Annotated in this window: 14 protein-coding genes and 1 tRNA gene; 4 read left to right on the forward strand and 11 right to left on the reverse strand. The window is 67.4% G+C overall.

Going from position 1 to position 21,763, the window contains the following annotated elements; genetic code table 11:
- The first annotated feature begins 81 nt into the window (after positions 1–81).
- Both GVO57_RS08585 and GVO57_RS08590 read left to right on the forward strand, forming a co-directional pair.
- Entirely contained in the window at positions 82–579 is a 498-nt protein-coding gene (locus GVO57_RS08585) for an Lrp/AsnC family transcriptional regulator (protein WP_160592791.1), read from the forward strand.
- Between the two features lie 127 nt (positions 580–706).
- Complete coding sequence (locus tag GVO57_RS08590) at positions 707–2,638, forward strand: potassium transporter Kup (protein ID WP_160593919.1); 1,932 nt, start codon at positions 707–709, stop codon at positions 2,636–2,638.
- 53 nt (positions 2,639–2,691) lie between these two features.
- On the opposite strand, the gene GVO57_RS08595 is transcribed toward GVO57_RS08590, so the two are convergent.
- On the reverse strand, positions 2,692–3,357 hold the full coding sequence (locus GVO57_RS08595) for a glutathione S-transferase family protein (RefSeq protein WP_160592792.1): 666 nt from the start codon (positions 3,355–3,357) through the stop codon (positions 2,692–2,694).
- A gap of 61 nt (positions 3,358–3,418) precedes the next feature.
- Here GVO57_RS08595 and GVO57_RS08600 point away from each other — a divergent pair, with 61 nt between their 5' ends.
- Positions 3,419–3,934 (forward strand): 2'-5' RNA ligase family protein, encoded by a 516-nt coding sequence (locus tag GVO57_RS08600; protein ID WP_233281309.1) that lies wholly within the window; start codon positions 3,419–3,421, stop codon positions 3,932–3,934.
- A gap of 6 nt (positions 3,935–3,940) precedes the next feature.
- Here GVO57_RS08600 and GVO57_RS08605 read toward each other — a convergent pair whose 3' ends face one another.
- The gene (locus GVO57_RS08605; protein WP_160593920.1) at positions 3,941–5,191 is read right to left on the reverse strand and encodes an NAD(P)/FAD-dependent oxidoreductase; all 1,251 of its coding nucleotides are present in this window, start codon (positions 5,189–5,191) and stop codon (positions 3,941–3,943) included.
- 164 nt (positions 5,192–5,355) lie between these two features.
- Between GVO57_RS08605 and GVO57_RS08610 the strand changes: the two genes are divergently transcribed.
- Positions 5,356–5,432, forward strand: a tRNA-Met gene (locus GVO57_RS08610).
- Between the two features lie 152 nt (positions 5,433–5,584).
- Here the strand turns inward: GVO57_RS08610 and GVO57_RS08615 are convergent.
- The 9 genes from GVO57_RS08615 to GVO57_RS08655 form a co-directional block, all read right to left on the reverse strand.
- Positions 5,585–6,250: a PEPxxWA-CTERM sorting domain-containing protein gene (locus GVO57_RS08615; RefSeq protein ID WP_160592794.1), complete on the reverse strand. Its 666-nt coding sequence runs from the start codon at positions 6,248–6,250 to the stop codon at positions 5,585–5,587.
- Between the two features lie 352 nt (positions 6,251–6,602).
- Positions 6,603–7,532, reverse strand: coding sequence for a hypothetical protein (locus tag GVO57_RS08620; protein WP_160592795.1), 930 nt, complete (start codon positions 7,530–7,532; stop codon positions 6,603–6,605).
- A gap of 38 nt (positions 7,533–7,570) precedes the next feature.
- A complete protein-coding gene (locus GVO57_RS08625; protein ID WP_160592796.1) occupies positions 7,571–9,622 on the reverse strand; it encodes a hypothetical protein in 2,052 nt (683 codons plus the stop codon).
- Between the two features lie 462 nt (positions 9,623–10,084).
- Positions 10,085–11,524, reverse strand: a complete 1,440-nt coding sequence (locus tag GVO57_RS08630; RefSeq protein ID WP_160592797.1) for an efflux transporter outer membrane subunit — start codon at positions 11,522–11,524, stop codon at positions 10,085–10,087.
- 10 nt (positions 11,525–11,534) lie between these two features.
- Entirely contained in the window at positions 11,535–14,714 is a 3,180-nt protein-coding gene (locus tag GVO57_RS08635; RefSeq protein WP_160592798.1) for an efflux RND transporter permease subunit, read from the reverse strand.
- Between the two features lie 12 nt (positions 14,715–14,726).
- Positions 14,727–15,920, reverse strand: coding sequence for an efflux RND transporter periplasmic adaptor subunit (locus tag GVO57_RS08640; RefSeq protein ID WP_160592799.1), 1,194 nt, complete (start codon positions 15,918–15,920; stop codon positions 14,727–14,729).
- Between the two features lie 222 nt (positions 15,921–16,142).
- Entirely contained in the window at positions 16,143–17,198 is a 1,056-nt protein-coding gene (locus GVO57_RS08645; protein WP_160592800.1) for a DUF2332 domain-containing protein, read from the reverse strand.
- Positions 17,199–17,271: 73 nt separating this feature from the next.
- Complete coding sequence (locus tag GVO57_RS08650; RefSeq protein ID WP_160592801.1) at positions 17,272–19,131, reverse strand: methyl-accepting chemotaxis protein; 1,860 nt, start codon at positions 19,129–19,131, stop codon at positions 17,272–17,274.
- A gap of 75 nt (positions 19,132–19,206) precedes the next feature.
- Entirely contained in the window at positions 19,207–21,726 is a 2,520-nt protein-coding gene (locus GVO57_RS08655; protein ID WP_160592802.1) for a TonB-dependent receptor domain-containing protein, read from the reverse strand.
- Positions 21,727–21,763: the final 37 nt, after the last annotated feature.

A 21,763-nucleotide genomic window follows, 5' to 3' on the forward strand; every position in this document is an offset into this window, starting at 1 on the left:
CCCTGCAACTTCACTGCGCCGGATGCCGTTTGCGCGCATAAATCCGGCGTGATAGAGCGACTTGACAGAGGATATCTGCGCATGGACCGGATTGACCGCAACATCCTGAAGGCGCTGGCCGCCGATGCGCGGCTGCCGGTTGCGCAGATCGCCGAACGGGTCGGCCTGTCCCAGTCGGCCTGCACGCGGCGCATCCAGGCGCTGGAGGCGGGCGGGCTGATCGAGGGCTATGGCGCGCGGCTCGGCCATCGCCGGCTCGGCTTTCACGTCACAGCGCTGGTCGACATCACGCTCAGCACCCAGGTCGAGGAGGATCTGGCGCGGTTCGAGCGGGCGGTGGCGGCGATCGACGGTGTCGTGGAATGCGCGCTGATTTCGGGCGCGCATGATTACCGGCTGAAGATCGTCGCCCGCGACCTTGATGATTATGAGCGGCTGCACCGCGAACATCTTGGCCGGCTGCCCGGCGTGACGACGATCAGCAGCAGTTTCGTGCTGCGCGCTATCCCGACGCGCAGCGAGGCCGACGCCCTGTTCGGCACGGCCGGGCCGGAGGGTGGCGAGCGGCCGACCCGATAGGCGTTGCAGCCCCACCGGGCGCGTGATAGGGGCCGCCCGCCTGTGCAAGGGGCGTAGTGCTTGTTATGCGCTTGATGTCGCGATTGATCGAAATGACCCGCCGATGATGTCCGGCACCGCCGACCCGATGGGCAGCGACACGCCGGGCTGCGACGACGCGCCGGTCATGCAGGATCCGCACGGCCATGCCGGCCAGGGGCTGGCGCGGCTTGCCGTGGCGGCGATCGGCATCGTGTTCGGCGATATCGGCACCAGCCCGATCTATGCGTTCCGCGAGACCTTTGCCGGCCATCACCCGCTGACGCCCGACCGGCTGCACATCTATGGCGTGCTCAGCCTCGTCTTCTGGTCGATGATGCTGGTCGTCACGCTCAAATATGTGTCGATCATCATGCGCGCCGACAACAAGGGCGAGGGCGGCAGCCTGGCGCTGCTCGCGCTCATCAACCGGTCGACCAATGGCGCGCGCTGGACGGCGCCGATCGTGCTGCTCGGCGTGTTCGCGACCGCGCTGTTTTATGGCGACTCGATGATCACCCCGGCGATGTCGGTGCTGTCGGCGGTCGAGGGGCTGACGGTGGTCGAGGCGCGCTTTGCGCCGCTGGTCGTGCCGATCGCGGTCGGCATCATGATCTTCCTGTTCATGATCCAGTCGCGCGGCACCGCGGCGGTCGGGCGGCTGTTCGGGCCGATCATGCTCGCCTATTTCGTCGCGATCGCCGCGCTGGGCATTGTCCAGATCGTGAAGGCGCCGGGCATTCTCGCCGCGCTCAATCCCTGGCATGCGGTGCAGTTCTTCCTTGTCGACCAGTGGCTGGCCTTCCTCGCGCTCGGCTCGGTCGTGCTCGCGGTGACGGGGGCCGAGGCGCTCTATGCCGATATGGGCCATTTCGGGCGCAACCCGATCCGCGTGTCCTGGCTGTTCTTCGTGCTGCCGGCGCTGATGCTCAATTATCTGGGGCAGGGGGCGATGGTCGTCGGCCTGCCGCCCGAGGCGGCGGTCGAGACGATCAAGAACCCGTTCTTCCTGCTCGCGCCCGAATCGCTGCGCCTGCCGCTCGTCATCCTGGCAACTTTGGCCACCATCATCGCCAGCCAGGCGGTGATTTCGGGGGCGTTCTCGGTGACCCAGCAGGCGATCCAGCTGGGCTTCATCCCGCGCCTGCGCATCACCCACACCAGCGCGTCGACCGCCGGGCAGATCTATATCCCGGTGATCAACTGGACGCTGATGACGGTCGTCATCCTGCTGGTGCTGAGCTTCCAGTCCTCGTCGAACCTTGCCGCCGCTTATGGCATCGCGGTCACCGGCGCGATGTCGATCGATGCCTGTCTGCTCGCGGTCGTGCTGTTTTCGATGTGGCGCTGGAACAAGCTGCTGGCGACGCTGCTGCTCGCGGTGTTCTTCATCGTCGACTTGGCCTATCTGCTGTCGAACCTGACCAAGGTGCCCGATGGCGGCTGGTTCCCGCTGCTCGTGGGGCTGATCGCGTTCACGCTGCTGACCACCTGGGCCAAGGGCCGCAAGCTGATGATCGAGCGGCTGCGCGAATCGGCGATGCCGATTTCGATCTTCATCGAATCCGCGACCAACTCGGCCACCCGCGTCCCCGGCACCGCAGTGTTCATGACCTCGACGCCCGAAGGCGTGCCGCATGCGCTGCTCCACAATCTCAAGCACAACAAGGTGCTGCATGAGCGGGTGATCCTGCTGACGGTCAGGATCCTCGATGTGCCCTATGTCGAGCAGGTGCAGCGCTGCCAGCTTGAGGATCTCGGCCGCGGCTTCCACCGGCTGGTGATCAAATATGGCTTCATGCAGGAACCCGATGTTCCCGCCGCGCTCAAGAACCTCACCGGCTGCGGGCCCGAGTTCAAGATGATGGACACCAGCTTCTTCCTCGCGCGCCAGACGCTGCTCGCCTCGTCGCGGCCGGGCATGGCGCTGTGGCGGGAAAAGCTGTTCGCCTGGATGCTGCGCAACGCGGAAAGCGCGATGGAGTTTTTCCGCCTGCCGACCAACCGCGTCGTCGAACTGGGCAGCCAGGTCGAAATCTGAGGGGGGTGTGTTTGCGCTTCACCGCGCAAGACACACCCTCTCCGACTTAACCCTCACGCCAGGATGGTGCGCGCCCGCTCGACAAAGCGCTGGGCACCGTCGCCACTCATGTCCGGGCGCGGCGGCACCTGCATGCCGCGCACCACCGCCGGCCGCTCGCCGATCCGCGCCAGCCAGTCGGCGAGGCGCGGATGGTTGGCGAGCGTCAGGCCCGGCCATTCATGCGCGCGCACCCAGGGCCAGCAGGCAATGTCGGCGATGCTGTAATCATCGCCCGCCAGATAGGGGCTGTCGGCCAGCCGCGTTTCCATCACGCCGAACAGCCGGTAGCTTTCGCGCTCATAGCGTTCGATCGCGGCGGGGATATGTTCGGGGAAATAGCGTTTGAAGACGTTGAGCTGGCCCATCATCGGGCCAAGCCCGCCCATCTGCCACATCAGCCACTGCACCGCGCGGCTGCGCCCTTCAGCGTCGGCGGGCAGGAACCGGCCGGTCTTTTCGGCCAGATAAAGCAGGATCGCCCCCGATTCGAAGACGGGAAAGCCATTGTCGACAATCGCCGGGATGCGGCCATTGGGGTTGATCGCGAGGAAATCGGGCTGTTTCTGGGCCTGGGAGGACAGGTCGATCACATGCAGACGATAATCCAGCCCGCATTCCTCGAGCATGATCGACACTTTGTGGCCGTTGGGGGTGGCGGCGGTATGGAACTCGATCATCGCTGTCTCCTTGGTCCGGTGGCGGTGCCCCGGCCGGGCCGGGGCGCGCGTCGGGGGCAATGTGACGCCGGCGCCGATCATTGTCACCGCGCTTCTTGGCGCCGCCGACCAGGCCTTTGCCGACAAGCTGCGGCGGGCGCATTATCCGGCGGCGCGCAACCATGTGCCCGCGCATCTGACGCTGTTCCACCAGCTGCCCCCGGCGAGCGGCCCGGAACTGGCCACGCGGCTGCGCGCCGCCGTGGCGGGGCGCGCACCGCCGCGCGCGCGGATCGCCGGGGTGATGCGGCTGGAGGCCGGGGTCGCGCTCAGCGTCCACAGCCCCGATCTGGCGGCGATCCGCGACGAGCTGGCCGACGGGCTGGCCGGACTGCTCGGCGCGCAGGACCGGGCCGGGTGGCAGCCGCACATCACCATCCAGAACGGCGTCCCGGCGCGCGAGGCGAAGGCGCTGTTCGCCGCCCTGTCGGCCGAGGTGACCGCCCGGCCGCTGCACATAGCCGGGCTGGCAAGCTGGGCATGGCGCGGCGGGCCGTGGGAGGCGATCGGCAGCACCCGCTTCAACGGGCGCGGCTGACCGCGCTCAGCATTGCTGCGGCAGTTCCTTGAGGGGGCGCGATGCATCGGCAAGGTCGAGCGGGTCGATCCGCGCCCCGGCCAGCACCAGCGCGCGGCCCTGCACATAATCCTTGGTCGCGTTGACGCAGTCGAGCGCGATCACCCGGCCGTCCTTCAGGTAAACGACCGAAAACCCGCCTGCCGCCGGATCGCCGCGCAGCACCGCCTCGTCATGGCCGAGCGACAGGCCGACGGTCTGCAGCTTCAGATCATATTGGTTCGACCAGAACCACGGCACGGCATCATAAACGGCGTCCTCGCCGCAGATGGTGCGCGCCGCGACACCCGCCTGATCATTGGCGTTCTGGACCGATTCGACGCGGATGCGCGCGCCGCCGGCAAAGCGGTTGGCGGCGACCGCGCAGTCGCCGATCGCGAAGATATCAGCCAGGCTGGTGCGGCAGCGTTCATCGACAGATACCCCGCTGGCATCGCCCGCAGCACCTGCGGCGAGCAGCGGCGCGACCTCGGGCACGATGCCGATGCCGACAATCGCCATGTCGGCGGGCACCAGCATCCCGGGCGTGCCGTCGCCGCCCGCGAGGCGCACGCCGGTCATCCGCCCGCTCGCCGGATCGGTTTCGATCGCCGCGACGCTCGCGCCCAGATGCAGGTCGACGCCGTGCGCCCGGTGGCGTTCGGCATAAAAGGCCGACAGCGCCGGGCCGGCGACGCGGGCGAGCAGCCGCTCCTGCGCCTCGAACAGGCTGACGCGCTTGCCAAGCTTCACCAGCACCGCTGCCGCCTCGAGCCCGATATAGCCGCCGCCGATGATCGCGATCCGCTCCGCCTCGCCCAGATGCGCGACCAGCCGGTCGACATCGGCGCGGGTGCGGATGCGGTGGACATCGCCGCACTCGCCACCCGGGCAGGGCAGGGCGCGCGGCCGCCCGCCCGCCGCCCAGATCAGCCGGTCATATTGAATGGCCTCGCCCCGGTCGGTCGTCACGCGGTGCGCTTCGGCATCGACGGTGACGACGCGTTCGCCGGGCCTGATGTCGATCCCGCGTTCGGCCCAGAAACGCTCGGGGCGGATCAGCAGCCGCTCGAACGGCTTTTCCCCGGCCAGATAGTCCTTGGACAGCGGCGGACGCTCATAGGGCAGTTCCGGCTCGTCGCCGATCATCGTCACTGTGCCGGCATAGCCCAGCTGCCGCAGCATGATCGCCGCCTGCGCCCCGCCATGGCCCGCACCCACGATCACCACCCGGCCCATGCTCGCGTCCGTCAACTTCCGCTGCTCCCTTCACGCCGCCCGGCCTGTCCGGGGCAAGGAGCAGAAAGAAGATCGCAGCCCTCCGGTCAAGCAGGTCGCGCAGCTGCTCATCTGCCGGTTGACCGGGCGCGCCAGCCCGCCTATAGCGCCGCCTCGCCGTCAGGGGCGGAGTAGCTCAGCTGGTTAGAGCAGCGGAATCATAATCCGCGTGTCGGGGGTTCGAGTCCCTCCTCCGCTACCACGGTTTCTTCGAACATCGCCGTCAAATGCAGCCGGATCCGGGTCAGGCAGGGCCGGGTTCGCCCGTCACCCTGTCTTCATGCCCGGCACCGACGAAAAAGGGCCGCGCCGGCGGACGGCGCGACCCCTTTCGGCCTGGCCTGACGCTGCGGGTCAGGCGAAAGCGACATTCACCCGGCGGCGACGCATCGCGGCACCGGCAAGGCTGAGGCCGCTGATCATCATCGCCCAGCTTGCCGGTTCGGGGATGGCGTCGGTGACGGCCGTGCCGAGCTGGAGGTCATCGACAGACGGCCAGAGCGGGTTCGATGCGACCGGATTGAACCCGGCCACGAGCAGCGAGACAAAGCTGCCGGTGGTGGTGAAGCCGCGGAAGCTCGACGTGGTCGGGTTCACGATCACCTCGACGACGCTGCCGGTCGTGTCCGTGGCGGTGAGGGTGATCGAGGGCGACCGAATGAAATCGCCATTTCTGTCGGAGCCGAAGAAGCGACCGCCAATCGCCGAGACTGCGGTGCCGAAGTTCGCAAACGTGATCAGGTTGGTTGCCGTGTTGGTCGACAGGAACCGGTTCCCCGACACGCTGCCCGGAAACAGCCCGTTCGCGGCTGACGCCTGATAGCTGAACGAGCCGGCGCTGCGGCTCAGCGGCGACGAATAGAGGATCTCGGACAGGTCGTTGAACGTGTCGGTCTGCAGCCCGGTAGCGGCGGCGGTGAAGCTGCCCGACGTGGTGTGCACGGTGATCGCCGCGTTGGCGCTGCCGGCAAGGCCAAAGGCTGCACCGGCAAGCAACCCTCCTTTCAGAGGGCTTTTCACAGATCTACCCCTTTTCCCCATGAGTCATGGTGCTCCTCCGGTGCCGCAGAATCCTGATTAATGAATGGTTATGCAAGTCATAAGCGGCAAATATCTGTCCCATTGTGGAACGGGGGGCGGGGGCAGGGCGTAATTCCACCGGAACAAGAACAGCTTGGCCCTCAAGAACGACCAGCGCGACAGATGCCCGCAATCATGTTTCCGATCCCCGTGATTGCGCGTGCCCATGACCGCGCGCAATCCGGCGGAAACGCCGATCGGGCGGCACGGATGATGTGCCGCCCGATCGCCGGGGGCGGGGTGTTGTCCCCCGGATGCAGCGCCGGGACCGGGGCGGGGAACGGACCCCGGTTCAGGCCGCGCTGACGGTGCTGGTCGTCACCCGCTGGGTGGCGTTGCCGAAGCTGAGCTTGACCATCTGCGCCGCCCATTGGCGGAGCGCCGCGCAGCCTTCCGATTCCCACTGATCGGCAGGCAGGGTGGTCGTGGCGGCAACGCTGTTCCACGCGGTGGACAGCGTATCGAGCGCGGTCAGCGTCGCTGCCGTCTGGTCGGTCACTGTCTTCAGCTGCTTGCAGCAATGGGTGATCTGGGCAAGGTCGGCGCTCGCCTGATCAAGCGCGGCCCAGGCGTCTTCGAGCTGGCCGAGCGTCTCCTTGATCGCGGCAGTCAGCGCAAGTTCGTCGATCGCCGTCGTGCCGAGCTTGATGACGCCTTCGATCAGCTGGGTCGTATCCTCGCCCTCGGACCCGATGGCGATCCCGACATCGATCGCGGTCGACACGATTTCGGTCGCGCTGTCGAGCGCGTCCTGGGTCAGCTTGTCTTCCTGCGCGTTGAACTGGTCCTGCAACTGTGCGACCAGCGCCGTATAGGCATCGACCTTGGCCTGATCGGCCCCCTCGATCGATGCGGCAATCTCCTCCAGCTGTTCGAGCATGGGCTGGGCGCTGGTGATCAGGTTGGCAACGTCGTTGCACTGGGCGACGGCGATCGGGATGTCGTCGTCATAGAGCAGGCCGTTGATCACGCCTGCATCGGCCAGATTGCTGTGAAAGAGCGTGTTCACCTCTGCTGCGGCCGCCACGACCCCGGTGTCGACCAGCCCTTCCCAGAACTGGGTCCACAACTCCTCCTGCCAGTCGACAAAGCTGGTGACGAGCGGGCCATATTGGCCCTGGCCGGTGATCACCGGCGGCAGGCTGGCATTGGTGGCGGCGCGCAGATAGGACTGGGCGGTCATGACCGATTGCAGGATCGGGATCACGGGCAGCGGGGCCATGGCGGTTCCTTTCACGGTTGGCGGGGATGACGGCCGGTTCAGGACGGCAGCGCCGGCAGCAGCTGCCAGCTATTGGTGGCGGGCGCGGTCAGCACCCAGACATTGCCGCTATTGTCGGTCGCATAGACGGTGCCGCCATCGCTGACGGCGATGCCGACGATATTGGCGCGCAGCTGGGTGCAGGACGGGCTTTGCCCGGCGACATAGGCGACGTGCCACAGGTTGAGGCTGCTGTCGGTCACATATTGGTCGCCATTGGGCGCCTGGGCGAGCAGGCTCAGCCCGGTCATCATCGCCTGGGGCGCGGGGCTGGTTGCGGTGGTGTCGATCACCCAGCCATTGCCGCCGGTGTCGACAAGGCCCAGCCAGCCGCCATTCGCGTCCATCGCCGCATAGGTGGCGGTGCCGATCTGGGTCCAGCCGCTGCCGCCGGCCGCCCACAAGCCGCGGCCATTGTTCGCAATGGCGAACAGCTTGCCGTTGCAGCCGGCAATGTCGCCGGGCGCATCGCTGTTCGGCATCGGGCCAAGGGCGCTCCAGCCGGTGCTGCTGCCGCCGTAGCGATAGGCCTGACGGTCGGACATGGTCTGGTTGATTGCCCAGACATGGCCCTGGCCGTCGGTCGCGATCTGCGCGGCGGGGAAGGTGGAGATGTTGGTCCACGCCCCGTTCGCATAGGCCTTGACCAAGAAGCTCAGGCCATAGGGTGTCGGCTCGATATGCGAGCCGTCGGCGGGCGCGCCGTCGATGCCGAACACCCCGCCGCTGCCGGAGACGACCGACAGGCTCGATCCGGGCAGCGCCGACCAGCTGTTGCCGCCGGTCTGATACTGATAAACCGTGCCGGAGTTGCTGACGAGATAGGCGGAATTGCCGGTCGCCGACAGGTTGGTCGGGTTGGCCAACTGGATCGATCCCGGCCAGATATAGGCGGTGATTCCCCCCAGGAACGCGGCGGCGGCCACCACCTCGTTCCATTCGGTCAGCGCATCGGCGATCTCATCCTGATTCAGGTCGTTGAGCGCGGCCGTCATCTCGTCGCCAAGCGTCGTGCACAGCTGGATCAGCGTGTTCAGCTCCTGCTGGGCGGCGCTGTTCATATTGGCGGCGGCCTGTGCGCTCTGGGCAAAGGCGGCAATGGTCTGCGCGGCCGTGCGGTCGGTGTCGATGGTCGCGGTGTCGTTCTTGATCTTCTGGGTCAGGATCGCGATCTCGCCCTTCAGCGCCTCGATCTCGGCAATCGCGAAATAGGCCCCGGCAGCCCCGCCGGCGATCATGATCCAGCCAATGGGGTTCCAGAAGTTGAGCAGCCCGACAATCCCGACGACGATCGCCGCGCCGGCGGCAAAGCCCAGCCCGACGATCTTTGAATTGTCGCTGCTGATCGTGTTGTTGCAGTTGGTGATATCCTGTTTGAGCGCGTCGATCTCGTTCTGATAGGCGGTCTGCAGCTGCTGCAGCACGCCGGTCGATGCGGCACTGGTCAGCATCGACGCGGCAGCGCCCAGATTGGTCGACAGCGTCTCGATCTGCGTCCCAAGGCTGGCAAGCGGCGCGATCTCCACACCGACCAGGCTTTTCGCACTTGTAAGCGCCTTCTGCCACTCCGACGAACCGGGCGGCAGCGTCTGGAGCAGGGTGAACTGGCTCTGCACGGTGGCGTTGATGCCGCCGATCGTGCCGGCGACCGACACCAGATTGGAAAAGATGCTGGCCCCGCTGCCCGGTGAGGTCGCGATCCACGCCATCGCCCGACCCTGGAGCGCGGCCAGCTGTTCGACAAAGCTCTGCCACGACGACTGCAGCTGCTGGACGGTGATCCCGTGCGTGCCGGGCGGCGGGGCGGTAAAGGTGATCGCCGGTGCGGCCAGTGCGGTCAGCGCGTTCACATAGGTGCTGGTGGCGATGATCTGGATCGTCGCGATCGACGACTGCACCGACAGGTTGAGCGCCAGCGCCCCCAGCCGGGTGCGCGGCGCGATCCTGGCGAGCGGGTGATCGGTGCCGGCCAGGTTGATCCTGCGGCCGGGCGCAATGAGCACGGAACGGTTCAGATGCGGCGCATTGATGTCGCTATATTGCAAGGTCATGACCACCCCCTCCGCAAAGGTGTCATTGCACGCCTTGCGGTCAAAAATGTTTCGAGTCTTTATTCGGACTGATTGTCAGTATCTCGGATGATGACCTTGAGGTCGATATCTGAATCAAAACCGATACCGTAAACATGATCCATAACGAATATGTCATCGTCCAAAGCCGATGACAGCGTTGTTGAGATCGCGTCGGATCAGTTGCTTGCCCGGTAAATGCCTTGCCCACCAAGATATGGAGGCGTTCGGGTGCCATCGGAACGAGCAGGATGCTGGCCGGGCAGCCGGTGGGTGATGCCGGTGCGGTCATCGCCGGATGATCTGTTCACCCGAAAACGGGTTCGCCAGATGCGCCAGGCCCCCGCGCGCCGGGGCTTCCCGGCCCCGGAGCCTAGGGTTTTGAGGCGGCTTCCCAGCCCGCGGCGTTTCAGGGTTTTGCGGGGGCTTCCCAGCCCCCGGGGTCTAAGGTTTCGCGGGGGCTTCCCAGCCCCCGCCTAGGGCCTTGAACAGCGTGATCTGGGCCTCGGCGCGGTCGGCCTCGGCCTGGGCGAGGGTGGCGCGGGCGGCGGCGCGCTGCCGCTCGGCATCGAGCAATTGCAGGAAGCTGTCGGCCCCCGCGCGGTAACGCAGTTCGGACAGGCGCGCGGCCTCCGCCGTGGCGGCATTTGCGCGGGCGAGCGCCGCCTCGCGGTCGAGCGCACCGCCCAGCCGGGCCAGCGCCTGTTCGGCCTCCTGCAACGCCTTCAGCACCGTGCCGTCAAAGGCGGCAAGGCTGGCCTCCGCGCCGGCCCGCGCCTGGCGCACGCGCGCGCGGCCGGCGCCGTTCAGCGGGAATGACCAGCTGATCAGCGGGCCGAGCGAATAGCCAAAGCTGGCCGACCGACCGAGATCGCCGATCTGCGGCGATCCGAGCAGCGCCTGCCCGCCGAGCGAGATTGACGGATAGAGCGCGGCGGTCGCCACACCAATGCGCGCGGTGTCGGCGGCGAGCGTGCGTTCGGCGGCGCGCACATCGGGCCGCCGGGCGATCAGCGCCTGGCCGTCGCCGACCGGAATCGGCTGCGCGATGCGGGGCAGGGTGCGGCACTGCGCCGCCGTCATGTCGGCCGCCTCGGGCGCGTCGCCGGTCAGATAGGCAAGCGCATAGAGCGCGGCGCGGCGTTCGGCCTCCAGCCGGGGCAGCTCGGCCTCGGTCTGCGCCTTGAGCGCCTCGGCCTGGGCAAGATCGCGCCTTGTGCTGCGCCCGGCTTCGACCAGCCGGCGGGTGAGGTCAAAGCTCTGGTCCTGCAACCGCACCGTCTCGCGCGCGACATCGGCCTGCACCGCATAGGCGCAGGCAAGCACATAGGCGCGCGCGGTTTCCGCAGCGACGGTCACCCGCGCGGCATCGACCTGCGCCTGGGCGGCGGCGGCATCGGCACGCGCGGCCTCGACCGCCCGGCTGACCCCGCCGAACAGGTCGATCTCGTAGCTCGCGTCGAAGGTGGTCGAATAGAAATCGGTGGTCAGCACCGGAAAGCCGCCGACCGCGTTGAACACCTGCCCGCCAAAGCGCTGGCGGACATATTGGGCGTTGAGGCCGGTCGTCGGCAGCTGCCCGGCGCGCGCCTCGCTCAGCAGCGCCCGTGCGCGCTGCAGATTGGCGCTCGCCTGACGCAGATCGGTGTTGCGTTCAAGCGCGCGGGCGACCAGCCGGTCAAGCTCGGCATCGCCGAACAGCCGCCACCACTGCGCCGGCAGCGGGCTGGGCGTGACCGCCGCCAGATCCGCCTCGCGCAGCCGGGGCGCGGCGCCGCCGGGCACAGCCGGGGTCTGGTAATCCGGGCCGGCCGCACAGCCGGCCAGAAGCAGCCCCGGCAGCAGGGTTGCAAACAGGCGGCGCCCGCCGGCCTTGTGCGTCATACGCCCCCGGTCATGCGCCCATCTCCCCGGTCGCGGCCGGTGTTGCCGGCGAACCGCGCCTGAGCCGCGCCGCCGCCCAGTCGCCGAAGCGGCGGCTGATGACGTAGAAAGCGGGGGTGAAGATCAGCCCGAACAGCGTCACCCCCAGCATCCCGAAGAACACCGCCACGCCCAGCGCCTGACGCATCTCCGCCCCCGGGCCGGTGCCGATGACGAGCGGCAGCACGCCCAGAATGAAGGCGATCGACGTCATCAGGATCGGCCGCAGGCGCAGCGCCGCCGCCGCCTGCGCGGCTTCGCGCAGCTCCATGCCATGATCCTCGTTCTGCTTGGCGAACTCGACGATCAGGATGGCGTTCTTGGCGGCCAGGCCGATCAGCACCACCAGCCCGATCTGGGTCAGGATGTTATTGTCCATCCCCATCGCGTTGACGCCCAGCATCGCTGCCAGCAGGCACATCGGCACGATCAGGATCACCGCGAGCGGCAGAATCAGGCTTTCATACTGGGCGGCGAGCAGCAGGAACACGAACACCACGGCCAGCCCGAAGGCGATCACCCCGGTGCTCCCCGCCTGTTTCTGCTCGAACGCCAGCTCGGTCCAGTCATAGGCAAAGCCCTGGGGCAGATTGGCCGCCGCCAGCGCCTCCATCGTCTCCAGCGACTGGCCGCTCGAAAAGCCGGGCAGCGTGTTGCCCTGCAGCTCGGCCGCCGGATAGAGATTGTAGCGCACGACGCGGTAGGGGCCGCTGTCATTGGCAAGCGACATCACCGAGCCGAGCGGCACCATCTGCCCGGTGTCGGAACGGGTGCGCAGCTGCAAAATGTCGGCAACGCTGTCGCGATAGGGGGCATCGGCCTGCGCGGTTACGCGGAATGTGCGGCCGAGAAAGTTGAAATCATTGATATAGGTCGAGCCGAGATAGGTGCCGAGCGTTGCAAACACGCTTTCAACCGGCACGCCCAGCTGTTCCGCGCGTTCGCGGTCGACATCGGCGAACAGGCGCGGCGTGCGCGTGTTGAAGGTGGTGAAGGCCCCGACGATCCCCGGTGCCTGATTGGCCGCCATCATCATCTGGAAGGTCACGCCTTCGAGCGCGCGCAGGCCCGCGCCGCCCCGGTCCTCGATCATCATCTTGAACCCGCCACCGGTGCCGATGCCCGACACGGGCGGCGGCGGAATGACGAAGATGCTGCCGGCGGTGATCGCGCTCAGCGCGCCGTTCAGTTCGCCCAGCACCTGATCAGCCCCGGCGCGCTGGTCATGCGGCTTCATCGACACGAACATGGCGGCGGCGTTGGGCGCGCTTGAAAATGTCGCCCCGTCAAAGCCGGCAAAGGCAACCGTGCGCGCCGTTGCCGGGTTGCGCAGCGCGATGCGCTGGGCCTCTTCCAGCACCTCGGTCGTGCGTTCAAGCGACGCGCCGGGCGGCATCTGCACGACGGCAATCAGATAGCCCTGATCCTGTGCCGGGATGAAGCCGGTCGGCGTGGCGGCGAAGCGCCAGCCGGCCAGCCCGATCAGACAGGCATAGGCGATGCCGACAATCGCCAGCGCGCGCACCGCCCGGGCGGTGAAGCGGCCATAGCGTTCTGAGAGCCGATCGAACCCGCGGTTGAAACCGCGCGCGAACCGCCCCGGTGCGCCGCGCCAGCCCGGCGCCGGCTCCGCGTCATGGCGCGGGCGCAGCACCAGCGCCGCCATCGCCGGGGACAAAGTGAGCGAGACAAAGGCCGAAATCGCCGTCGCGCTCATGATCGTCAGCGCGAACTGCTTGTAGAACTGGCCGGAAATGCCGGGGATGAAGCTGGTCGGCAGGAACACGCCGATCAGCACAAGCGCGATGGCGATGAGCGCGCCCGACACCTCGTCCATCGTCTTGTGCGCGGCATCGCGCGGCGACAGGCCTTCCTGCTCCATCAGCCGCTCGACATTTTCAACGACGACGATGGCATCGTCGACGACGATGCCGATCGCCAGCACCATGCCGAACAGCGACAGGTTGTTGAGGCTGAAGCCAAAGGCCGCGAGCACCGCGAACGATCCGATCAGCGACACCGGAATGGCGATGATCGGGATGATCGCCGCGCGCCAGCTTTGCAGGAACAGCAGCACGACCAGCGCGACCAGCACCACCGCCTCGAACAGCGTGTCTTTGACGGCCGCGATCGACGCATCGATATATTCGGTCGGGTTATAGGGGATGGTATAGCTCATCCCCGGCGGAAAGCTCTTGGCGGCTGAGTCCAGCTCCGCCTTGACCGCGGCAGCGGTGGCGAGCGCGTTCGATCCCGGCAGCTGCGAAATCGCGATCGCGACCGTCGGGCTGCCCGACAGATAGGCGTTGATGCTGTAATCCTGCGCGCCCAGCTCGATCCGGGCAACGTCGCGCAGGCGGATCAGCCGCCCGTCGTCGAACCGCCGCACGATCACCTGGCCGAACTCTTCGGGGCTCGACAGCCGACCCCGCGCCTGGAGGTTGAGCTGGAACGCGGTGCCGCCCTTGTTGAACGGCGGCTGGCCGACGCCGCCGGCTGCCACCTGCGCGTTCTGCGCACGGATCGCCGCGACGATCTCGCCCACCGTCAGGTCATGGGTCGCCGCCCGGTCGGGGTCGATCCACACCCGCATGTTATAGTCGCGCCCGCCGAACAGCCGCACGCTGCCGACGCCGGTGACGCGGCTCAGCCGGTCGATCAGCTGCAGCGTCGCATAATTCGACAGATATTGCTGGTCGAGCGAGCCGTCGGGCGAGATCAGCGTGGCGACCAGCAGCAGGTCGGGCGCGTTCTTGCGCACGGTGACGCCGATCTGGCGCACCTCTTCGGGCAGGCGCGGCTCGGCGGTCGCGACGCGGTTCTGGACCAGCACCTGCGCCTGATCGACATCGGTGCCCTGCGCGAAGGTCACGGTGATCGCGACATTGCCGTCCCCGGTCGAGGAGGACGACAGGTAGATCATGTTTTCAACGCCGTTGATCTGCTCCTCAAGCGGCGCGGCGACGGTCTCGGCAAGCGTTTCCGCCGAGGCGCCGGGAAAGCTTGCCGACACGACGACGGTGGGCGGCGCGATCTCCGGATATTGGGCGACCGGCAGCGTCGGATAGGCGACCATGCCGACGATGACGATCAGGATGGACAGGACGGCCGCGAAGATCGGCCGGTCGATGAAGAAATGGGGGAAGCGCATGGCCGGCTCCCGTCAGCGCGTCGTGGCTTCGGCGGGCGGGGGCGTCGTGATCGGCGTGGCGATCGGCGCGTCATCGGCAGCGCGCGGCTTGATCACCGTCAGCTTGGGCTTGACCGGCGCGCCGGGCTGCAGCCGGGCAAGCCCGTCGAGCACCACCTGGTCGGTCGGCGCAAGGCCGGTCTTGATCACGCGCAGCCCCTCGACCATCGGTCCGGTCTCGACCAGCCGCGGCGCGGCCTTGCCGTCGCGCCCGACGACATAGACCAGCCGCCGCGTCTGGTCGGTCACCACCGCCTCATCGGGGACGAGCATCGCCTTGTAGGTGCCCGATCCGAGCAGCCGGGCGCGGCCGAACATGCCGGGCACCAGAAACCCGTCGGGATTGGCGACTTCGGCATGGGCGCGGATCGTGCCCGAACGCGGATCGATGGCATTGTCGACGAACACCATGCGCCCGCGCCAGCGATAGCCGCTTTCATCGGCCAGCTGGATCTCGACCGGATTGGGGGCATAGCGCGATGATCGCCGCTCGCCATTTTTGTCCTGCCGGACATATTTGAGATAGAAGCTCTCAGCCCCGTCAAAGGTGAACCAGATCGGGTTGGTCGAGACGATGCGGGTGAGCTGCGTCTGGCCGGCGACCACATAGTCGCCGATCGCCACCCGCTTGTCCGACACGCGCCCGCCGATCGGCGCGCGCACGGTGGTGAACTCCATGTCCAGCCGCCGCGCCTGCACCTGCGCGCGGGCGGCCGCCAGCCCGGCGTCGCCCGCGCGGGCGGCGGCCAGTTTCTGGTCATATTCCTCGCGGCTGATCGCCTGCTGGTCGAGCAGCTGCCGGGCGCGCGCCAGTTCGGCGGCGGCGTTGGCCCGCGTCGCCTCGGCCCGCGCCGCTTCGGCTTCGGCCTGGGCCAGGGCGGCGCGATAGGGGCGGGGATCGATCTCGAACAGCATCGCGCCCTGGCCGACCTCGACCCCTTCGCGAAAGCCGATGCGCGTCACCTGCCCCGACACGCGCGGCACGATGTTCACATCCTGAATGGCCTCGAACCGCCCGACATAATCGTCCCAGTCGATGACCTCGCGGGTCAGCGGCACGGCGACCGCGACGGTCATCGGCGGCGGGGGCTGGGGCGCGCCGCCCGAACAGGCAGCGGCAAGCGCGGCCAGCCCGAGGGCGAGGGAGCGGGGAAGGGGGCTGTGCATGTGCCGTACACCTCATCACCGGCTGCTGCCGTTCAACCTGAGCCCGCCGGCAAACTGCCGGCGCGGTCGAAACAGCAAAGCCACGGCGCATGAGACTCACGCGCCGATCAAAGTTTCAAAGAGAAACTGATCGAGATCATTCCATTTGTCAATGGCAAGGTGATGACGCGAATTGCAATCCTTTGCAACCCGCGTCAACGATGATCGGCCAAGGGTGTCCGCTCAGGCCCGACCCTGCTCGCCATACCATTCGACCCAGTCGCCATAAGGATGGCATTGGGCGAGCACCCGCTTTTCGCCGTCCGGCCATGTGGTGAGGGTCAGCAGCACCTCGGTGCGCTGCGGCGTCCATTCAAAGCTGATCCAGCACAGTGGGCGCGCTGCCGTCGCCCGCGCACCGGCCTCGGCGATCATGCTGGTCACCTGCGCGCGCTCTTCGGCGGTCAGATATTGCAGCACCATCGAATGGATGACCGCACGGCACACGCCATCGGCCTGGGGGCGGGCGAGGCGGTCTGCCAGCCAGGGCACGGCATGGCCCTGATGGACAACCGGCGGATGGCAGCAGGCGAGCGCCAGCGCCTGTTGCAGCCGGTGCGAGCGTTTGCGCTGATCCGCCCAGATGAACGCCAGCAGCCGCTCGCGCGTCGCTTCGTCACCCGGATCGAGCGGATTGAGGTCCACCCCCTCGGCGCGCACGACCTGGAGCGGGGCGACGCTGGGCGCGGGGCCATGCCAGACCGGCGCGATCTGCACGCGCGAATCCTCCACCCCGGCGGTCGCCCCGCCCAGATTATAGCCATAGCGGGCAAGGTTGAGATTGAGCCCGCAGCTGGATCCCAGTTCGATCAGCTCGAACGGCATCGCGGTGCGGCCGCTGACCTGCATCAGCGCGGCGGCAATTGCGGCAGCGCGACCGACCTCGTTGGTCTGGGGAACATGCATCATCCATTTCTGGATGAACTCGTCCGCCAGGGTGAGCGCGGCGGCGATCGCCCGGTCGTAATCCTCATGCTCGCCGCGGTAAAGCGCTGTCAGAACAGGAATAGTGTCGCGGCGGGCAAGCGCGTGGAGCGCGGCATTGAGCCGCATCGCCATGGCCGCAGCCGACGGATCGCCCGGCCAGGTGCGGACCATTTCGGCGGTCCGCGGGGCGCGGTGAAGCTGCCGTTCGGCGGCTTCCAGAACTTCGGCGACAAAGAAGGACCCGAGCTGCCGGGCAATACGCGCCTGGCGCCAGAGTTCTCCGGCTTCGACGGCCGGGACCATGATCGTCATAAAATCCTCTCAGCCGGAGCGGGCCGGCCGGTTTCCGGCGCCGCGGCAAACACACCGCCGCGGCGCCGGGACATCAGAAGTTGGTCCAGTCGTCGTCGGCGGTCGCCGCCGCCGGGCGGGACAGTGCCCTGACGGCTGCGGCAGGCAGCGGCCGGGTTGGCGCCGTCGTGCTCAGCACCGGGCTGCGCATCCGGGCAGCCGTGCCCAGCTGGTCGCTGATCTTGAACCGCAGCGCCTGTTCGGACAGCGCGTCGACCTCGCTCGCCAGGTTGCGGGCCGCAGCCGAGGTTTCCTCGACCATCGCCGCATTCTGCTGGGTCGACTGGTCCATCGAGCCGATCGCCGTGCTGATCTCGCTGATCGCGGCGGCCTGGGCCTGGTTGTCATTGGCCATGCCGGCAAGCAGCTGGTGCACTTCGCCGACATCGGTCGAAATGTCGGCCAGCGCCGTATCCACGCGGTGGATCGCTTCCACCGCCGCGCCGATATCGGTCTGGGTCGAGGTCAGCTGGTCGCGGGCGCGGGCGGCTTCTTCTTCCGAGCGCATGGCCAGCGCGGACACCAGGTCGGCGACGACCGCGAAGCCGCGGCCCGCCTCGCCGGCGCGGCCCGCTTCGACCGCCGCGTTCATCGCCAGAACGCGCGTCTGGAACGCGATCTTGTCGAGGCCTTCGATGACGCTGTCGATGCCCTTGGCGCTGTCGGCGACGCGGGTCATGGCCTGCACTGCCTGGTCGGCGGTCGAGCGGCCGCCGCTCACCGTGGCGATGGCACCGTCGGCGCGTTCGACCGTGCGGCGCGCGGCCTCGGCGGTCGCCTTCAGGCGCTGATCCATCTCCGCCACGGCTGCCGAGGTTTCCTCGAGGCTCGCGGCATTGGCTTCGGTGCGGCGTGCCAGATCTTCCGAAGCCTGGGCGATTTCGCCCGATCCGGTGCGGATCGACGCAGTGGTCTGGCTGACCGACGCGATCAGGTCGCGCAGTGCCGAGACGGCGGCGTTGAAGTTGGTCTTGACCGTGGCATAGCTGCCCGGGAAATCGGCATCGATCTGAACGGTCAGGTCGCCGCCTGCGAGGGCGGAGAGCTGGCTCGACACCGTATCGACCACCAGCTTCTGCACCGCTTCGGCCTCGGCAGCGGCGGCATCGGCCTTCTGCTTGGCGAGCGCGGCGTCGCGGAACACCAGCACGGCACGCGCCATGTTGCCCAGCTCGTCGCCCCGGTCGGTGTCGGGCACGTTGATGTCGTTGCGGCCGGCGGCCAGGTCACCCATCACGCGGGTCAGGTCGGTGATCGGCTTGGCGATCGCGCGGCTGAGCATGACGGCAAGGCCGATCGCGATGCCGATCAGCGCCAGCCCGCCGAGCACCAGCGCGGTGGTGGCCGAGCTGATCGCGCCTTCCTGCAGCTCGCCATTCTTCTTGCTGAGTTCGACCTGGGCGTCGCGGATGTCGCGCAGCGGCAGCACGGCGTTGGTGACGAGCACCGCCTTGCCTGCCGCACGCACTTCCTCCTGCGCGCGGTCGCGCTGGCCGGACTTGACCATGCGGATCAGCCGGTCGCCCCATTTTTCGCGCCAGGCGAGGGTTTCTTCACGCGACTTGAGGAGCGCGGTGCGGTGCGCCGCCTCGGTCAGCGTCTTTTCGAGTTCGGCCGAAGTCCGGTCATATTCGTCCCGGCCTTCGTCATAGGATTTCAGGTAGCTGTCGTCCCCGGTCACCAGATAGCCGCGCAGCTGGCTGTTCTGGCGCAACAGAGCCGTCTCCAGCGCCAGCGCCTGGGCATGGATCGACTGGCTTTGGTTGTTCTGGTCGGTCGTCGACCGGATCATGGAGATGTTCGCGAAGAACACCGCCATCATGATCGCGGCTGACACGCAGATCAGCATGAACGACAGGCCCAGTTTTCTGGGAAGGCTCAGGGACTTCAGCATCTTGGCACTCTCATCGGGTATCCATGGGGAAGCCATCCCGACCGGGGCGTCATGCCCCGGCCGGGACGGCGTTCCTCAGAAGTTGAACCGGACCGCGGCCGAGACGGTGCGCGGGTTGATGGTCCGCCCGGTCACGACGCCGTTGGCCGGCAGCGCGCCCTGCGAGATTTCGACGATGCCCATGGTGTCGAACACATTGTTGACGTTGAGCATCACCGTCACCCGGTCGGCCGGCCGCACCTGCAGGAAGGGGCTCACGATGGTGAAGCCCGGCAGGCGCAGCTGGTTGACGTCCTGGGTGTAGCTGTCGGTGTGACCGACCACATTGACGCCGACCGTGAACAGATCGGTGTTGTACTGCGGCGTCGCCTGGAAGATCAGGTTCGGCTGACGGCGCGGGGTGTTGCCGACGAACTGCGGCTGGGTGGCGTCGGCGGTGATTTCCGCCTTGGTGTAGGTGGCGCCGGCCGACAGGCTGAAGTTGCCGAAGGTGACCGCACCCTCGAACTCCACGCCGTAAGCGCGGTAGTCACGCTCGATCAGGAAGGCGACGGTTTCGCCGGCTGCGTTCGAGGTGACCTGACGGTTGACTTCGCCGGTGTTGGCAAGGAAGCCGGTCACGTTCAGCGTGACGTTCGACTTGCGGAACTTCAGGCCCAGCTCGGTCTGGGTGACCACGTCATAGCCCCGGAAGCCCGGTGCGAGCCGGCCGGTGACCGGATCGATGCTCGGGGTCAGCAGGATGCGGTCGGCCGCCGCACGGCCGCCGCGGCTGTAGCGCGCGAAGGCGGCGAGCGAGTCCGACGCGCGATAGTTCACGCTGCCCGAATAGCTGACATAGTTGTAGTTATAGTCGACCAGCGACGGGGCGTTGAAATCGAACACCGCGGTGCGGGTTTCCGCGACCGAAATGGTACCGTCACGGTTGATGTCGACGGGGCGGGTCGGAATGTTGGTCGCGCCGATCGTGTAGCCAAAGGCCTGGCCCTCGACATTGCCGCGATCGAAGCGGACGCTGCCGCCGAACGAGAACTTGCCGACCTTGTAGTTGACCGAGGCATAGGGCGCGAGGACCTGATAGTCCGCATCAAAGCTTGCCGCGACCGACGCATTGAAGTTGAAGAAACCGCCCTGGGTCTGGGCGATGCCGCCGGCGTTGATCAGATCGACCAGCGCCGTGTTGCCGCCGCCGCGCACGTCGGTGACGATGTTCGGGCCAAGGAAGTCGTTGAACACCGACTGGCGCGACGTGTAGAGACCAACGGTCGTCGTCAGCTCACCGGCACCGGCCTTCCACACGCGGCTGGCGCGCAGGTCGTTGGTGATGTTGTCCATGTTCTTCATCTGCGGGTTGTAGAGCATCCCGCTGACGAGCAGGCCGTTGCCGTTGAGCGTGGCCGTACCCGCATTGTTCACCACCTGCCCGGCGCGGTCGCCGTTCACGTAGCGCAGCGAGCCGCCCGGCGCATTGAGTGCGCCCAGGATGGTCGCCGCCGGGGCGATGCGCAGCGGCAGGATCAGCTGCACGCTGCCGCCGATGTCGGAATAGCGGAAGCGCTCGGTGATGGTCCAGTCGCCGACGTCGAACTGCGCCTCGAGGCCGATCGACTTGACGGTCGGGTTGATGCCCTGGCGCGCGTCGAACCGGGTCAGGTTGTTCTGGCCGTTCGGGATCACATAGTTGCTGATGTTGCGGCCCTGGAGCACGTCGCGCGACGCGTCGAAGCCCGCGACGTTCGAATAGCGCGGATCCTCGTTGGTGCCGGTCACCGCGATCGGCACGCCCTGATACAGCGGGGTGCGGTCGCTCAGATACTTACCGTAGAGGCGGATATAGCCGGTCGGCAGGTCCTTGGTGATGTTGAACTTGATCTGGCCGCCGCGATAGGCGGTGAAGCCATTGTCACGCGGGCCTTCGCCCTCCCGGTAATAGCCGCCGACGTGGAAGCGGACGGTTTCGCTGAGGCGCGCGCCATAGGAGAAGTCGACGCGGTAATCCTGATAGTCGATGCCGGTCGAGGCCTGCAGCGCGCCGCCTTCGACATCGCCGGTCTTGGAGATGAGGTTGATCACCCCGCCCGGCGAGTTGGACGCGAAGGTCGAGGCCGAACCGCCGCGGATGGTCTCGATCTGGCCGACATTGAGGTCGAAGCGCATCAGCGAGTCAGGCGTCAGATAGTTGATGTCGCCGAACTCGACGACCGGAAGGCCGTCTTCCTGGAAATTGAGCCACTTCGAGCCGTTGGACGCGAGCGGCAGGCCGCGGATGGTGTAGCTGCCCAGGCCCTCGCCGATCGCTTCGGCGCGGATGCCGGGGATGTTGCGGAACACTTCGGCGAGCGAACGGGCACCGAACTTCTCGATCTCGGTCGCGCGCAGCGAGCTGGTCGAGGTGGCGCTGTCCAGACGGTCGCGGCCCTTGGCGACGCCGGTGGAGAAAATCTCGGCCGGCGGCGCGTTCTTGGCATCCTGCGGCTCCGCAGCTTCCGAAGCCTCTACGGCGTCGGCAGCAGCGCCGGCCATGGTGGTTTCGGCGAGGGCGGGTGTCGCAAGCGCGAACGGCGCGGCGGTGAGGAGAAGGAGGGTCTTGGTCATCTAATCCGCTTTCTTCTGTAATGCCGGGTGGGAAAAC

Source organism: Sphingomonas changnyeongensis, from assembly GCF_009913435.1.
GTDB classification, from domain to species: Bacteria; Pseudomonadota; Alphaproteobacteria; order Sphingomonadales; family Sphingomonadaceae; genus Sphingomonas_B; species Sphingomonas_B changnyeongensis.

Coding starts and splice junctions, on each gene's coding strand:
- GVO57_RS08585 (WP_160592791.1), top strand. CDS start 82: ATGGACCGGATTGACCGCAACATCCTGAAGGCGCTGGCCGCCGATGCG.
- GVO57_RS08590 (WP_160593919.1), top strand. CDS start 707: ATGGGCAGCGACACGCCGGGCTGCGACGACGCGCCGGTCATGCAGGAT.
- GVO57_RS08595 (WP_160592792.1), bottom strand. CDS start 3,357: ATGATCGAGTTCCATACCGCCGCCACCCCCAACGGCCACAAAGTGTCG.
- GVO57_RS08605 (WP_160593920.1), bottom strand. CDS start 5,191: ATGGGCCGGGTGGTGATCGTGGGTGCGGGCCATGGCGGGGCGCAGGCG.
- GVO57_RS08620 (WP_160592795.1), bottom strand. CDS start 7,532: ATGGCCCCGCTGCCCGTGATCCCGATCCTGCAATCGGTCATGACCGCC.
- GVO57_RS08625 (WP_160592796.1), bottom strand. CDS start 9,622: ATGACCTTGCAATATAGCGACATCAATGCGCCGCATCTGAACCGTTCC.
- GVO57_RS08630 (WP_160592797.1), bottom strand. CDS start 11,524: ATGACGCACAAGGCCGGCGGGCGCCGCCTGTTTGCAACCCTGCTGCCG.
- GVO57_RS08635 (WP_160592798.1), bottom strand. CDS start 14,714: ATGCGCTTCCCCCATTTCTTCATCGACCGGCCGATCTTCGCGGCCGTC.
- GVO57_RS08640 (WP_160592799.1), bottom strand. CDS start 15,920: ATGCACAGCCCCCTTCCCCGCTCCCTCGCCCTCGGGCTGGCCGCGCTT.
- GVO57_RS08645 (WP_160592800.1), bottom strand. CDS start 17,198: ATGACGATCATGGTCCCGGCCGTCGAAGCCGGAGAACTCTGGCGCCAG.
- GVO57_RS08650 (WP_160592801.1), bottom strand. CDS start 19,131: ATGCTGAAGTCCCTGAGCCTTCCCAGAAAACTGGGCCTGTCGTTCATG.
- GVO57_RS08655 (WP_160592802.1), bottom strand. CDS start 21,726: ATGACCAAGACCCTCCTTCTCCTCACCGCCGCGCCGTTCGCGCTTGCG.